Source organism: Paenibacillus xylanilyticus (assembly GCF_013359935.1).
Lineage (GTDB): Bacteria > Bacillota > Bacilli > Paenibacillales > Paenibacillaceae > Paenibacillus > Paenibacillus xylanilyticus.
The window spans coordinates 72,100-87,126 of the sequence record NZ_JABMCB010000206.1 but is presented as its reverse complement, the minus strand read 5'-3'; the positions used below and the strand labels follow the sequence as shown (position 1 = coordinate 87,126).

Here is a 15,027-nt window from a genome sequence, read left to right as displayed (position 1 = left end):
AATCGAGTCCATTTCCGATTCATATCGTCGCACCTCAAACCATTGAATTGTAATTGCCAGGTTTTACGGCTTTCCAGATGTACTTGTGCTCTCGCACAGCGATTCTTCCGTCCATTAGATTCTCCTGAATCTTAGCCCTTAGTTGTTCATGGTACTCAGGCAATGTGTAATCCGGATTGCCTGGAACATCAGAGAGAAAGAGTGCGAACTCTTTTTCATCCGAAAAAATCATCAACGCCTCGTTGAACTCCTCAATCTTGATCTGCTCATAACGGTTATTATGCAATCGTTCCTTTACTTTGGTTACATCCGTATGTATGCCGAAAATGATGCCGCCCTTTCGCAGTACTCTCCCATGTTCAATAATGGAAGTAGGACCTCTGCGATCATAAATCAGATCAAACTGTTCGTCTTCAAAAGGCATCCTCGACTTCGTTGTGGCGTACACATAATTAACGTTCTTCACGTCACTTGCTTCAAGTCCAGCCTGAGCGATGTGAAGCAGTTCCTTGGAATTATCAAAACCCGTGATATGATCGGTATGGGCGGACATTTTTAATGTAAACTCACCGTGACCACAGCCTGCGTCGAGTACGGATTGGTGTTGTGAGAGCATTCGGATCAACCGTTCTTCAAAAACGTCTTCAGCTGATTGACCCTCCCAAGTATATATAGACCTGCCCTTATAACCCCCGTTACGAAGCGCAATCATATCATACCAATCCATCCCCATCGTCCGCTCTCCTTCCAGAAGGAAATTCCTGATTAAACCATATTCGACAACCTGAGTTTGATTCTCCTGTCTTTTTCCCGAACTTTTTGCCTGGCCAAAATTTCTTTTGGATTCACTACATCAAATCACATTAAATTTGAAACGACAATCTCACGGATTCCGTATTAAGGTCGAAGTCGTATTTTTTCCCATGTACAAACCAATATGATCTGGAGGTTGAGCGGATGTCTTTTTTTAAGAAAATGTTAGCCAGTGTAGGTGTGGGGGCAGCTAAGGTCAACACGGAACTCGATACACCCGAAGTTATGCCTGGAGGGGTTCTCTCGGGGACCGTATATATACAAGGCGGAGATGTGGAACAAAATGTGGACCGGATCTACCTCACCATCAACACCCATTACATAAGGGAACGCGATGATCGTAAAGTGAAGGAAACAGCCGTAGTGGCCAAATATTTACTAACTGAAGGATTTACGCTTCAACCCGGGACGAAGCTGGAAAAGAAATTCACGTTTGACCTGCCTGAAAATCTCCCAATCACGCTCCACAGTGCAGAGGTATGGGTAGAGACGGGCCTCGATATCTCAAGCGCCGTAGACCCTTCGGATCGGGACAGACTTCGTGTTGTACCTACTCAGGATATGCGCACCGTGCTGGATGCCATCGACATACTTGGATTCCGATTGCGCGAAGTGACCAATGATTACGCTCCAAAACTTGGCGGCAATTTGCCATTTGTACAGGAATTCGAATTTGTGCCGACAAACAAGTTCCGTGGATATCTGGATGAACTGGAAGTGATGTTCTACCCGATGGGTGATTCCATGGAACTGCTTCTGCAGATCGACCGCCGCGCTCGCGGACTTGGCGGCATTTTCTCGGAGGCGATGGGCACCGATGAAAGCTTCGTACGCCTGCATTTATACGATAGACATCTGGAGCGGGGAGCTCATTCCGTTGCCCAGGGTATCGAAGAAGTGATTTCCAAGCATCTGTAATTTTCCTTTTCCCAATATCAACAGCTCTCCGGCTGCATTTCATGCGGCTAGAGGGCTGTTTTCTCTTGTATAGAGCGGCCTGCTTCATAAACAGTCTCATCCGTGATCTTTCAAGCCAGCTTTCCTTCTGGAAATAATGGGTATATTAAATACAAAAAGAGGAGGCGAATTCATTGAATGCACAACTCCACGAACTAGGAAGAAACGAAGATCAAACGATTATTATTGGTGCAGGTCTGGCTGGATTGAGCTGTGCTTTTGAACTTGTGGATCAGGGAAAGTCCGTACTGATACTAGAAGCCGCACCCTATGTAGGAGGCCGAACAGGCAATTGGAATGAGCGTGGAATGGAAGTGGAATCCGGATTTCATAAATTCATAGGATATTATAAAGAATTACCAAAATTACTTGAACGTGCAGGCATCGATCTGGACGAGATGCTGGTATGGGAAACGACGATGCAGGTTCGCCATCCAGATGCAGAGGAGTACGGCGAATTTGGACTGGACATCATTCATGCTCCGCTTAAAACACTATCAGGTATGCTAGGCAACAATGATTTTATTACGCCCGGAGATAAGGCTTCCCTTGTACCGTTCCTTGCTGCCGGCTTCAAGGATTGCGTCTCACGTCCAGAGGAACTGGATGAGATATCGCTGCTTGATTTTGCAAACCAGCACGGGGTAAACGAGCAGGCTCTGCAGCGAATCGTTGAACCGTTATCTTCCGGTATTTTCTTCATGCCACTTGAACAATATTCGGCTTACGCCTTCTTCGGCCTCTTCCTTCCGGGCATTCCGCGAATTCATAAAATGCGTATCGGTGCCTTCACCGGAGGCATGACCGATGTAATGTGCTCGCCTCTCGCTGCTGCAATCGAACAAAAAGGAGGACGAATTCGCACCAACGCTCCCGTTACCCGATTGCTGTATGGTATGGATGGTCTGGAAGGTGTGGAAATGGAAGACGGCGAACTGATCCCGGCCACTCGTGTTGTTGTTGCCGCCAATATTCGTCGTTCCCAACAATTGCTTGAAGAGCACTTCAGTGAGCATGAATGGTTTCAGCCTTTCCTGAGCCTGGATGCCATGCCGCATGTTACGGTTCAGTTTGAATCGGAACTCCCTCTTCTTCCTGAGGACCGGACTACTTTTGGGCCAGGTACCGACATTGGGTCGTTTGGAGAACAATCCCGCACGACATTTCGCGGGCGTCCAGGGAGAGCCTCCATCATTTTGGTAAATCCGGATGAACTGATTGACCTGTCCGATGAAGAGATCTGGAATCGAACTCAGAAAGGCTTAATTGATATTGGTCTTGCCGAAGGAGTGTCTTCCGTAACAGACTACCGCATCGTACGGGGTAACGAAAACTTTTACCGGATCGCCCCAGGCAATGAACGTAAGCGTCCTGAGCAGGTGACTCCTATTCGGGGACTGTATCTTGCTGGTGACTACACCAAACAGCCGATGTTCACCACGATGGAAGGCGCCGTGTTATCCGGTCAGAAGGCCGCAGCTGGCATTCTTGACGAATCGACGTAAGGTTGGAACAGAAAACTCCTAGATGAATTCAAAAGTAAAATGGGCAGCATTTTACGTCAATGACCTGACGAGAGGGCTGCCCTTCGAGTATAAAGACCATTTAAGGTAACTACGTTTCTATGTACGCTTCCTCCAGTGTTGAAGTCCTGACCGGACTCCATAATAAGCGGCTGCAAATAGAATGAAACCGGCAGCCCAGAAAAGAATTAACGCGAAATCCCATTGAACAACGGCTCCAAAAGCGACTTGGGATTGCAAGTTCGTTGAAGAGGAATAGGCCACCGACAAATCAGGTTTATAACTCGCTGTCAGCAGCATACCCTGAGCTATGTTCCATCCGATGATACCCAAAGTCATGAACATCGTAACCAGTAATGATTCTACGCACAAACGTTTATTGATCCTCATCATTTGGCCCCCTTATACATGGTTAGTTCATCCGGTCACTCTGGGGAATATATGACTCACCACTTCATCTGTCGTTAGGCTGTCGGTCACCACATACTCCTCAAAACGAGCCCCATGGAAAGCTTCAGCACACTTCTCAGCTTGTCTAAATGTCCAGCCGCCAGGCGCATCCCCACGCTTCAGCAACCTTTCGTGTAACGTATCCATGGAAGTCATCAGCGTAAAGTGGAACAGCTTAGGATCCAGCTCTTTCAGGCCACGATGGATGTACTCGAATTGATCGGATTTATAGATCGTCATTGGTACGATCAGGTGTTTACCGTACTTCTGCTTGATTTCACGGGCGACTTGCACGGTAAGGACTTTCCAGAGCTCCATATCCTGAAAATCGTCCGTTTTCTCCTCATCCATTTTCACATCATCCACGATCACATTTCTCAGCATATAACCAATCTCTTCAGGATCGTAGATCATGCTGGTCGGGAGGAGCGGTTGCAGCTTATTGGCAGCCGATGTTTTCCCTGAGCCAAATGCGCCGTTAATCATCACAATCATGGCATCTCTCTCCTGGTATCTGGAATTAATTCATCAAGATGTGCTCCAATTCCTGTTTCAAGCTCTCTTTGTTATGTTCCACATATTGATACAGAAGATCGAAACTTTCTTCATTATCCTCCTGCATGCTTAAGTTCCCGGCTTGCAATTCAACCCGCTGGATGACCTCATGTATGTGCGGGCCATGCGTCTTCAGCGACGTTGTTACGTCATGCTCAGACAATGCATTTACATTCTCCCTCAATTGCTCAGGGGTCACCCCATTTTCCGATAGCTCTTGCTGGATTTTTTTTAATATATCGGCATCAGCCTCATTTCCAACTCGCTGCATGGCTTCTATCGTTTCCTCCAAAAACTGCCCGCTTGCATTTTCCAAAAATCCGGTAATGCCATTCATGGACAGCTCGGTATCCAGATCAATAATCAGAATGGCGTCACGCAGGACTATCGGAAGTTCAGGTCCACATTCCCGAGTCGTCGCAAACTCCGCGCGGTATAAATCCATGGCAATACTTCCCACCACTTCTTCACCCGACATGGCTTCAAGCTGATCCAAAGGTAACAATTGCTGTAATTCTTCCTGTAACTTATTCATCGATCTGCCTCCTATATACACTTGCCCACTATGCGTAGAAAAAAATCTATCGCTCACTTACCCTATACATCATAGCAGAATATGCTATTTCAATTGAACACATCCATGATTACACCAGTACAGGCTATCTTCAAATTTACATAAAGCGTCTTGAAGTTAACCTGCATTTGACCTTCGGAAAACGATCCGTTGTTATGATCTTGACATCAAGAGTCATGGGAGGGGTAAAGATGCGCCTGGCCTTGTTTACCGACACCTACGTTCCCGAAACCAATGGTGTTGCGGGTACGCTGCACCGCTTGAGTAATCACATGAACCGCAGAGGTATTGAACATCTGCTGTTTACTCCGAAGTCTGTCATCGATGGCAGCCATTCCGCTTCGGTCAGACCGGTCGCCAATATCCCCTTTTTTCTGTATCCGGAATGCCGGATCGCCTTCCCTAACCGGGCCTCCATTTATCAAGAACTGCAAGCCTTTCAGCCGGATCTGCTGCACATCGCCACACCGTTCAATATGGGCCTTCTTGGTCTCAAGTATGCACTCAAACATCAACTTCCGCATGTGATCTCCTACCATACCCATTTCGATCGCTACCTCGAATACTACAAATTAAAAAGCATGATCCCTCTCTATTGGAAGTACATCAAGTGGTTTCACCGAACCTGTGATGCAACCCTAACACCATCCGAGGAGACCTTAAACACACTGCAATTGCAAGGCATTCAGCGGCTTAAGCTGTGGTCACGCGGAATCGATTGCAATCTGTACACACCAGATAAACGAAGTGATGCGATTCGCACTCGCTACAATATAACGGCCCCTCTTATTTTACTCTACGTTGGACGAATTGCCCCCGAAAAAGACATGGCTACGCTCACGGTTGCCATGCAGCACCTGCCCGAAAACATGCAGTCCCGAGTGCACTGGCTCATTGTCGGAGACGGACCTCTACTTCCCAAAATGCGTTCTCAATGCCCACCCAATGTTACCTATACCGGTTATATGCATGGTGAAGAGCTTGCGGCTATGTATGCTTCGGCCGATTGGTTTGTATTTCCTTCCTGCACAGAGACCTTTGGAAATGTGGTGTTGGAAGCCATGGCTTCGGGACTCCCTGTTCTCGCAGCGAATGCTGGAGGTGTTAAGGATCTCGTGGCACATCACCGCAGTGGTGTTTTGTTTGAGCCAGGTAATCCTGAGGCCTTGATCCGTGAAATATGTCTCTGGGGCAATCACATGGATCAATTGCGGCTGATGGGTCTGGAAGGCAGGAAGCTGGCTCTGCAGCGGTCCTGGGAGCATATTTTTGACGGATTGATCGGGGATTATGAAGAAGCGATTGAGAACCGCAGCAGACGCTCAAAGTCTCGAATCATTACTGCCTGATCATCTAGTCCTTTGGCAAAGCATTTTGAACGTTTAAGCTTTGCAGTTACTCAGGATATGCAAAAAGGAGTGAGGATGCGGCAAGCCTCCTCACTCTCTACAACAACCTCTTCAAAGAGTGGTGCTCTGTGTGGTTTCGAGGACAGAAACAGCCGATTTTGCCGGTATACTTTTTCGCTAGAGCAATGCCACCAATTCTCGTAGATGCGTAATGGCATGCAAAGGGCGCGCTGTGATGCTTTCCTGCCAAGGCTGGTTGACCTCCATCCAGATGGTGTTCATGCCTACTTTGGCAGCGCCCTCCACATCGTTCACCGGATGATCTCCTATGTAAATGCATTGCTCAGGAGATAGGCCGAAATGATCCAGTGCAAGCTGGAATATCCGAGGATCTGGCTTCTTCACTCCAGCCTCTTCAGAAACAATAATGCAGTCAAAATCATCACGGATTCCGAGCTGATCGATTTTGCCATACTGAATATCTGTTTTTCCATTGGTGATTAATCCCGTTTGGTATTTGCTTCGGAGTTGTTGTACAACTTCTCGCGCCTCTTCCATCAGCACCGCGCTTCTTACATACTCCGTGCCATAGAATTCCATAAGCTCTGTATGCGGTGGGGATACGGCCCAAGGCAATTCCTGCAGCAACTCAGTGAATAGAAGTGGTTTATCCTTATAACCGTCCTGATCAAGTTCAATAATTCGCTGACTGATATCGGCAGTGGTCTCCATGTGACTGAAATACGTCTTAATCAGGCTTTGGGTAAAACCTTCAAAAGTTCGCGTTCTGTTCAAAATGGTATTGTCCAAGTCAAAAATAACCGCTTTAATCTGATCCATCGTGCTTCATCACCCTACCCTTTTACTCAAATTTGTCTCTGGCCACCGTTACGTGTCTTTCTCCATAAGCTGCTCCAGCTTCCGATTCATTCGGGCTTGCTCCTGCATTATTTTTTTGGTTTTCACTTCGATGCTAAGTAATGTGACCGTCATCATTAAGATACATATGAAACTAATTAATCCCAGTATCTCTCTCACCTCTACTTATGGCTTTATTTATCACCGGCATCCTAATTCCAACTTATCAAAAAACTTGTCACATACCTATATCCATCATTTTATATTAAAATCCATAATTGGGATATCCTCCACACCCCATGAAAGACCCTTATATCAACTTAAACTTCCTCAAAGCATGGGTCACTCCATCCTCACTTGCTCTTAGAGTAACGTAATCCGCCCTTTGTTTAAGCCGTTCTCCTCCATTTCCCATGGCGATGCCAAGGCCCACATACTCCAGCAGATCGATATCATTTCCCCCATCGCCGAAGGCCATGGCTTCCTCTCTGGGTATCTTCAGGTAGTCAAGTACTCTTGCTGCAGCTAGTGATTTGGACACTTCGTTTTCTTCCAGAACGTTGCAGACATACGGATGAAATCTCACGAATCGTAATGAGGGAAATCTGGTTTGGAATTTCTCTGCCTCATATTCATCCGCATATAAGCAAATGCAAACCACCTCCTGCTCCAAAGAATTCATTTTCTGCGGAGGAACCGTTACTCCAAGGGTTTCCCGCAAGGCATCGCTCACGCGGATATCGGTGGCACATAATCCATTCGTCGCAAATGACTCTGTAAAATAGGAAATGCTGTGACCGTTCAATTCGGCAAATTCACTAAATTCATGGATCATCTGTGCGGAAAGTACGGACTTATGTATAACTTCATCACCGATTTTGATCAATGCCCCGTTGGCTGAAATAATGGTATCGATCCCCAAATCACTGAATTCCTTACACAAACTGTAGGGCCTGCCTGTGACAAGCACGATTCGAATGCCTTTACGTATCAATTCACGAATGGACTCCGCCGTGGCCGACGATAAACTATGATCCGTTTCGCTCAACAAAGTACCGTCAACATCGAAAAATACGATTCTAATCAGATGTTTTTCCTCCTTTACTCTTGGTCATTTGCAGGACTTCATGATGTACTTAAAAAATCACAACTTAGTAAAAGAGATGACTCCTGTCCGAGCCAGGTTGTCATCTCTTTTTGTACGTTTCTAGTTTGCAGCAAAATCCTTCACATCACATAACCACACCATATGGTCTGTTCCCTCGCCCCAATAATTTCGCGCAACGGCGTAGGGTTGTCCAAACTTTCGCTGCCATTTCTTCTGCGCTGTCCGGTAGCCGCTATCCAGGCAAAATTGCTGAATGCCTCGCTTCCGAAGTTCGGTTGCGAGGGCCTCAATGAGCATTGAACCAATTCCTTGTCCTTGAGCTTCCGGCAGTACGTATAAGCTGCCCAATTCACCGATATGATTCAGTCGATTTTCACTCAGAATTCGGATCTCCTCACCGCAGGGCGCATATGAAATCGTCCCAACTACGCTATTTCCCCGTTTAGCCAGCAGAAAAAAAGAATCGGAATTATTGGACTTGTCGGAGTGCAATGTGGATTGAAGCAGTGCCTTCTTGTGTTCAATTTCGTCCCTGATATCATCATGAAGCGAACCCAGCCCTTCTTGATTAAACGCCTCCGTAATGGAACGTTCAAATACCAGATAGGCACTCTCCACATCCGATGAGGTTAAGTCTTGAATGATAATCTGTTGATTCATATATAACTGCCTCTCCATTTCACGATGTCTGGTTAATTTGTGCGTCTCTCGATTAATGATCTTATTTGATTTGCATCCTCTAGCGGTATGCTATATCCCGTGGTGGTGTCTATACCGTCTACCAACAGGGCATTCATTTCAGGATCAGTTCCTATTGAGAAATCATATTTAGTCACAGAATCGTCCGTATTCGTTATGCTCATCTTGTATTGCGCTCCATAATTAAGATTTCCGGGTATAAGTTCAGCGTTTTCTATCGCACCCATGATCATCCGAATCTCGTCATGCTCATCGAACTGAACATCTTGGCAGGGTTCATATGTGTAATCCGGGTTGCAAGTTAAGGTAATGAGCGAAGGAAGATTTTCATCTGAACCAGAAGTATTGGTATGAGTACAACTCGCAAGGAAAACAGCGAATAAACATAAGAGGATCGCTGCTTTTTTCATTCGTAGACACCTCCCTAGCTTCCCAGGTTCACATCCAGACGCTGCAACTCAGGGTCCCAGGAATGGATTAACACGATTAATCGCTGCACCGTATCTGTCACAAACGAACTTACCATGTCATCAGTCATGTATGCGGGCACAATTCCGGGCTCGTTGGCTTGCTCGTTAAAAAAAGAAACGGTACGATCCCGCCAGCGCAGAATCTCTTCCGCGGTTAAACGACCCACTACATCATAACTCGGCGTGCATTTAAGCAGACGCCATACATCACCGCTCCAACCAGCATGATGGTAGAGGTTAAAATCGATCTGATCCGTCTCCTGGTAGTACAAACGGCCAAGTTCATCCTTGGTTCGCTTCACACCATTGTTGTCATCCGTGCGGGTAACTCGCTCCACGAATTCGGGATACAGACTCCGAAACCAGAAATAATCCGTCAGGACATGCATAAAATAGCCGCGTACAAACCACTTCCATCCTTCATCTGAACGTTGCTCCATGTAGGTGGAGTAAACCTCTTGTAAGCGTGCGACATAATTTTCATCACCCTTAGGGTTGAAGTGAGTGTATTCCTTGTCCTCCCTCGTTGTACCTTCACGCATATGGATCGAATCCGGTGCGATATTCCCAAGATAGAATGAACCTCGTTCGACATGTTCTGGACAAGCATTAGCAAATAGCACAGCTACATGTAAGTGAACCATAGGCAGTGGCATGGATCTTTCTCCTTTATATAAGAGTCTGCTGCTCTTAGTAACGACTTGAATTGTGACTTAACAGCATTTAGCCAAGGAACAGCAAGATCATCCCTGCACTCGTTCCACCACAAATGTATTAAACAACTGTTCCAAATCCGTATGAAGAGCCGGCTGTTCGCGAACCAACAGACTTATGTACTCCGATCCGCACTCATAGAAAACCAAACGATTATATGGGGCAGTATCTCCCCAATGATTCAGTTCAAGCTCGTATTTTTCTCGTATCCGATTCTCGATATATCTCGCATAACCTTCGTTCCATTCCAGCCAGTTCCAGTACTCCCCTTGTTCTTCAGTTAAGGAACTGAACAATGCTTTTCTTGCAGTTTGTACCTGGATTAAGTCTCCGCTCTTTAAGATAGACAACAGCGAATTGATCCGCTGGACCACATTCTCATCCTCATAAGGGAATTCGTAATCCAGCTCCCATGTCACACGTTTAATTTTCTCCATGGTATGTTTAATCTGAAGACGATTCCTGATCTGCTCATACTTCTCATAGACGTAACAATGAACATACTCGTGAAACAGGTACACTTTCTGCTCAAAATTTTGGAAGGCTGAGTCCGTCACAATGGCACACATTCGTTCGTCCATATGAGGCACTGGCATGGCTGCCAGGCACTCGTCAGGGATGTGAAGATCATCCGGAACGGTTTTCACCCATTCATATTGCCCTTTCTCTGCGGAGTAATCATATATATATAATAGGGACTCAAATGCGACAACCACGGGATAATGCTCTGCAAATAAAGGATGTATGGTAACCAAATCCTTTTGAAGCTCGTTCAACTCATTGATTTGCTCTAAAAAAGTATCCACCATGTCACTCGCCCTCTCTTAACTTAAATAATGTGTTAATCATACTAAAACAGAAAAAATAAAACACTGAGAGAAAAATGATAATCTTATGGTTGATTCATTTTACGAGTTTTAGAATCGTTCTCCGCGTTTTTCACTCAAGTAAATATCAAGCGCTTGAATGCCACGTTGAGCCAATTTTATAAATAAGATTAGTGCATAAAACCCCAATCCGTATAACACCAAGTTAAATATAATTGCAAATATAGAAACGATAGAAAACACACTTATTCCTCCTAATCAACCTGCTACATTTGTAGAACAGCAAAGCTACAGGCGGTCATTCTTATTTTTAGTTATTGTTCCTATTCTAGCATATTTTCCCTTAATTTACTTTCTGGTAGATCATTGAGTAACCTCGTTATAGCCTGCGGGTACCGAAAAAATAAAAAATCCCCATCCCACATAAAGGGAAAGGGAAGATTTCTAACAGACCTTTAATCATTTAATCATTCATAATCCGATCACCACTGACTACATGCCAATGCTGATGCTTCGAATCCTGGTACCGGCCAAGGTTAGTCACAATTTTGGCAGCGCCCGTCTGTTCCACCAGACCTGCAGAAATCTTTTTAATAACCCTCATGATTTCAAGTAGCAACTCATCGTTGTTCTCTTCTTCTTCGGAAATGAGTGATTGAATATGGTTCTTAGGAATAACTACAATATGATGTTCGTAGTACGGCCGAGTATGGTGGTAGGCCAGCACTGTATCCGTCTCCATGACAATTTCCACTTTTGTTTTGCCACTGAGCACTTCGTCACAATAAAAATCCTGTGTCAATGCACATCATCCTTTCTTTTACTGGGATTGAATGTACCCTGCCTTTTTTAACACATATTCCGTAAACGGATTAATCTCTGGAACCGGCTGGTTCAGATCAAAGTATCGGAGCTCGAGCCCTTCATCGTCCATGACCGTTGGAGTACCCATGATCCCCTTAGCTTCATAAACAGCCATCACATTATACACTTCGTCCCCATGCGGATATTTGTAATACATGTCTGGTCCTGAGAAAACAGTAATGAGTCTGTACGCTTCTGCCTTCAATCCTGCCTCCTCATACAGTTCACGTGCAGCAGCCTCTTCCAGCGACTCGCCGGGTTCAAGCGAACCACCGAGTGTTCCCCAATCCAGACTGTTTGTACGTCTTTGCAGCAGCAGATGTCCCTGTTCATTGAACACCAGCACACACGAACCAGCCATGATTAACGGTCGCGAACCAACCAGTTTTCGAAGTTCCATTATGTACCCCATATTAGCTCCTTCCTCTTCTCTTAACGGATAAGTTCCACTGCATTCTTATGATTTGGTCAGGATTCCCTGATCCACAGAGTGTTGAATGAGCTGCTGTGCATACGTCCACAATGTATCGGAAGCGTTCGCTATTTCACGATTTCGGTTTAAGACCTGTTCACTTGTTATGTTGTATTTCTGCCACGTGTCTCCTTCATTCTGATAATTGTGAATCAAAGGCTGTAACCGATCCAGAGACGAAGCGAATTGTGCCTCATCCGTCTCCTTCGCCTCAAACTCTAACCACAGATTCAGCAGTTCTTCAGCCTGTGCCTCAGGCAGCATGCCAAACAGCCGATGAGCCGCCTTGATCTCGCGATCGTATTTATCCGTGTACCCAACCGTATCATAAGCAAAGGTATCTCCGGCATCGATCTCGACCAGATCATGAACGAGAAGCATCTTAATGACTTTGAGGATATCCACATCCTTGTTGGCATGACTCTGCAAAACCAACGCCATCATCGCCAGATGCCATGAATGCTCCGCATCATTTTCACGTCTCTCGCCATGGATAATTCTTGTTCTCCGTTCAATCGTTTTCAGTTTATCAATCTCAACGAGAAATTGTATCTGATCTTGTAATGATTTGTTCATATTACAGCCTCCTTTAAATTCGATACCAACTCTACATAGATCTGTCCCAGATTCATCCTATTGGTTAAGCTCGGTAATCATAGGTTCATTCCTTCCCGAACGACACTCAGAAAATAGTCGCGATGCTCCGGATGACAGGCAATCAGATAAGGCTCTGAACTCATACCCTCGAAGGGAGTCCCTTGAAAATCCATTACGATGGCACCGGCTTCTTTCACCATCAGGATTCCTGAGTAGAGATCGTCCCCCTCTGAATTGTAGAGCACAATGCCATCGATATCTCCTTTGGCTAGCATGCACCACTGTAAGGTCGGAGCCCACAATCTCATCACTCTTTTAAAATGCAAATCCAGATACTGACGCAACCGCACAGCATTCCCTTCATTTTGTACCTGATGACCCTGTATCCAGCCCATTGTTCCTTTACGGATATTCTCTTTCTTTTTGACAGTCATTGGATTCAGGTTACAACTCGCCCCATTTCCCCGTGATGCTACAAATAAACGATCTACCATTGGTTCATAAATAACCCCTAGCACAGGCTCTGAACGGTATATCAGTGTAATGGAAACAGAGAACACAGGAAAACCAATTGCAAAGTTGTTTGTCCCATCCAGTGGATCTATCATCCACAACCAATCACTCTTCTGTCCATTATGTCCCAGTTCTTCACTATGAATCTCATGCGCGGGAAACGTACTGCTAATTTCATCACATATGATCCGCTCTGCTTCATGGTCCACATCAGTAACAACATCACCGAATTGGTCCTTTTCCATTGCACAGGTAATTCGATCAAAACCATCTTGGCTACCTGTCCAGCTTTACGAATCACTCTTTCGGCAAGCTCTTGAGCTAGACGAATGGTCTGTTCAATAACCATCACTCCGTTCGATTACTAGACTTCAAATGTGCATTCCCTTAAACCAAATACTTATGTAGCAGTTGTTTAACCTTCGAATCATGCTTTTCAAGCCAGTTCATGTTCCTCTCAAACTGATTGAGCATGTAGGCAAAGTTATATTCAATCGTTGCTCCCGCGTAATACTGACCAATATAAAAATGTAAAACGGCTATAAAATAGATTTGGGTAAGTAACGGTAAGTAACTGATCTCAAGTGCGGAATGTTTTCGTTTAACAGAATATCCCTGAAGGAACGCCTCCATCATTTCCAGTGATCCTCCGGATTCCTGAATCATATGATTGAAGCTGATCACCACTTCCATAAAAGCAGCGTCCATCCCAATAAAATCAAAATCCAATACACCTGTAATCTCATCCAATTGAGCGAGCAGATTATAAATCAATAGATCATGATGAACAAACTGCTGCGGTAATACCTCGAGATCAAGATTGGAGTTCTCCATGTCGGTAATCATCGTTTGGTAAAAGGTAAAAAGTTCTTCTGATATTTCAAAAGGTATACTCGCAAAAAAAGCCCTAATTGATTGACGATTAGCCAGCGGGTGAATTTCATACATTTTAGTAAATGATGTGCCCCGGTAAACGTTCTTTTCCATTGGGAACACACTTATTTCAGACGAAAACTCTCCCACCAAACTGCCAAACTTCTTTGCTCTTTCCAGGTCAGACAGCTGTGGGAGCTTGCCCTCCAGAAAAGTAGTGATTGCCGCAAGCGAACCGTCTCTCAATACCACATATTTCTCGCCTTCACGAGTATTGAGAAAGTTTGGAACTTGGAAGGAAGTATGTGCGCCAGCAAGTAATGCGGTCACTTGGGATTCGAGCTCAATGCCCTCGATTGTTTTGATGTGCCGGTTATAGATTCGTACGACAAATCTCTGTCCATTGATCTCGAGGACCTTGGTCGAGTTGGTCAGGCCAAATGGAACGGCTCGTAACGTGTACTCGGTATCTTCGAAGTAATGCTGAATGACCTCATCAAATTTGCAGTTCATAGATTCGTGTCTCCGCATCATCAAGCAAATAACCTTTGCCAATGTACGCCCAGTTATGTTTCTCATAATAGTCCGTCAAATCCGTACACAAATAGAGCTTGTCATAGCCCTTTGCCTTTGCCTCGTTCATCGCGTGATTCTGTAATTGTCCGCCCAGATTTTGGCCCCGGTACTCCGGCTCCACGTGAAGGCATGCAAACCAAGGAAAGAGATCCTGTCGGCTATTCCAAAAATATTGAACAGCTGCCTGCAGCATGTCCGGCTTTTGCCGAATATCAACAATTTCGAACATCATGAC

Annotated in this window: 19 protein-coding genes; 3 read left to right on the top strand and 16 right to left on the bottom strand. The window is 45.3% G+C overall.

Going from position 1 to position 15,027, the window contains the following annotated elements; genetic code table 11:
• Positions 1 to 34: 34 nt before the first annotated feature.
• Entirely contained in the window at positions 35 to 733 is a 699-nt protein-coding gene (locus HP552_RS32235) for a class I SAM-dependent methyltransferase (protein ID WP_175399423.1), read from the bottom strand.
• Positions 734 to 957: 224 nt separating this feature from the next.
• Here HP552_RS32235 and HP552_RS32230 point away from each other — a divergent pair, with 224 nt between their 5' ends.
• Positions 958 to 1,731 (top strand): sporulation protein, encoded by a 774-nt coding sequence (locus HP552_RS32230; RefSeq protein WP_175399422.1) that lies wholly within the window; start codon positions 958 to 960, stop codon positions 1,729 to 1,731.
• Between the two features lie 173 nt (positions 1,732 to 1,904).
• On the top strand, positions 1,905 to 3,275 hold the full coding sequence (locus HP552_RS32225; protein ID WP_217506630.1) for a hydroxysqualene dehydroxylase: 1,371 nt from the start codon (positions 1,905 to 1,907) through the stop codon (positions 3,273 to 3,275).
• 117 nt (positions 3,276 to 3,392) lie between these two features.
• Here the strand turns inward: HP552_RS32225 and HP552_RS32220 are convergent, their stop codons facing one another.
• Genes HP552_RS32220 through HP552_RS32210 form a run of 3 tightly spaced genes read right to left on the bottom strand, consistent with a single transcriptional unit; the run spans position 3,393 to position 4,833 of the window.
• The gene (locus HP552_RS32220; RefSeq protein ID WP_175399421.1) at positions 3,393 to 3,686 is read right to left on the bottom strand and encodes a hypothetical protein; all 294 of its coding nucleotides are present in this window, start codon (positions 3,684 to 3,686) and stop codon (positions 3,393 to 3,395) included.
• A gap of 24 nt (positions 3,687 to 3,710) precedes the next feature.
• Positions 3,711 to 4,238, bottom strand: a complete 528-nt coding sequence (locus tag HP552_RS32215; RefSeq protein ID WP_175399420.1) for an AAA family ATPase — start codon at positions 4,236 to 4,238, stop codon at positions 3,711 to 3,713.
• 25 nt (positions 4,239 to 4,263) lie between these two features.
• Positions 4,264 to 4,833 (bottom strand): DMP19 family protein, encoded by a 570-nt coding sequence (locus HP552_RS32210; RefSeq protein ID WP_175399419.1) that lies wholly within the window; start codon positions 4,831 to 4,833, stop codon positions 4,264 to 4,266.
• Between the two features lie 230 nt (positions 4,834 to 5,063).
• Between HP552_RS32210 and HP552_RS32205 the strand changes: the two genes are divergently transcribed.
• On the top strand, positions 5,064 to 6,221 hold the full coding sequence (locus HP552_RS32205) for a glycosyltransferase family 4 protein (protein ID WP_175399418.1): 1,158 nt from the start codon (positions 5,064 to 5,066) through the stop codon (positions 6,219 to 6,221).
• A gap of 177 nt (positions 6,222 to 6,398) precedes the next feature.
• Here HP552_RS32205 and HP552_RS32200 read toward each other — a convergent pair whose 3' ends face one another.
• The 12 genes from HP552_RS32200 to HP552_RS32145 form a co-directional block, all read right to left on the bottom strand.
• Complete coding sequence (locus HP552_RS32200) at positions 6,399 to 7,061, bottom strand: HAD family hydrolase (RefSeq protein WP_175399417.1); 663 nt, start codon at positions 7,059 to 7,061, stop codon at positions 6,399 to 6,401.
• Between the two features lie 328 nt (positions 7,062 to 7,389).
• The gene (locus HP552_RS32195) at positions 7,390 to 8,166 is read right to left on the bottom strand and encodes a Cof-type HAD-IIB family hydrolase (RefSeq protein ID WP_175399835.1); all 777 of its coding nucleotides are present in this window, start codon (positions 8,164 to 8,166) and stop codon (positions 7,390 to 7,392) included.
• A gap of 120 nt (positions 8,167 to 8,286) precedes the next feature.
• Positions 8,287 to 8,847 carry a GNAT family N-acetyltransferase gene (locus HP552_RS32190; RefSeq protein WP_175399416.1) on the bottom strand — a complete coding sequence of 187 codons (561 nt, stop codon included), beginning with the start codon at positions 8,845 to 8,847 and terminating at the stop codon, positions 8,287 to 8,289.
• 32 nt (positions 8,848 to 8,879) lie between these two features.
• Positions 8,880 to 9,296 carry a YhfM domain-containing protein gene (locus tag HP552_RS32185; RefSeq protein ID WP_175399415.1) on the bottom strand — a complete coding sequence of 139 codons (417 nt, stop codon included), beginning with the start codon at positions 9,294 to 9,296 and terminating at the stop codon, positions 8,880 to 8,882.
• A 14-nt stretch (positions 9,297 to 9,310) separates the two neighbouring features.
• Positions 9,311 to 10,012, bottom strand: a complete 702-nt coding sequence (locus HP552_RS32180) for a hypothetical protein (RefSeq protein WP_175399414.1) — start codon at positions 10,010 to 10,012, stop codon at positions 9,311 to 9,313.
• A gap of 87 nt (positions 10,013 to 10,099) precedes the next feature.
• Positions 10,100 to 10,879, bottom strand: coding sequence for a hypothetical protein (locus HP552_RS32175; RefSeq protein WP_175399413.1), 780 nt, complete (start codon positions 10,877 to 10,879; stop codon positions 10,100 to 10,102).
• 481 nt (positions 10,880 to 11,360) lie between these two features.
• Positions 11,361 to 11,699 carry an HIT family protein gene (locus tag HP552_RS32170; RefSeq protein ID WP_175399412.1) on the bottom strand — a complete coding sequence of 113 codons (339 nt, stop codon included), beginning with the start codon at positions 11,697 to 11,699 and terminating at the stop codon, positions 11,361 to 11,363.
• Between the two features lie 18 nt (positions 11,700 to 11,717).
• Complete coding sequence (locus HP552_RS32165) at positions 11,718 to 12,173, bottom strand: NUDIX hydrolase (protein WP_175399411.1); 456 nt, start codon at positions 12,171 to 12,173, stop codon at positions 11,718 to 11,720.
• A gap of 45 nt (positions 12,174 to 12,218) precedes the next feature.
• The gene (locus tag HP552_RS32160; protein WP_175399410.1) at positions 12,219 to 12,809 is read right to left on the bottom strand and encodes an HD domain-containing protein; all 591 of its coding nucleotides are present in this window, start codon (positions 12,807 to 12,809) and stop codon (positions 12,219 to 12,221) included.
• Between the two features lie 77 nt (positions 12,810 to 12,886).
• Positions 12,887 to 13,588: an inositol monophosphatase family protein gene (locus tag HP552_RS32155; RefSeq protein WP_312884384.1), complete on the bottom strand. Its 702-nt coding sequence runs from the start codon at positions 13,586 to 13,588 to the stop codon at positions 12,887 to 12,889.
• Between the two features lie 142 nt (positions 13,589 to 13,730).
• Entirely contained in the window at positions 13,731 to 14,729 is a 999-nt protein-coding gene (locus HP552_RS32150; RefSeq protein WP_175399409.1) for a phosphotransferase, read from the bottom strand.
• A complete protein-coding gene (locus tag HP552_RS32145; protein ID WP_246311155.1) occupies positions 14,713 to 15,024 on the bottom strand; it encodes a GNAT family N-acetyltransferase in 312 nt (103 codons plus the stop codon). The genes HP552_RS32150 and HP552_RS32145 overlap by 17 nt, the downstream gene beginning before the upstream one ends.
• Between the last annotated feature and the right edge of the window lie 3 nt (positions 15,025 to 15,027).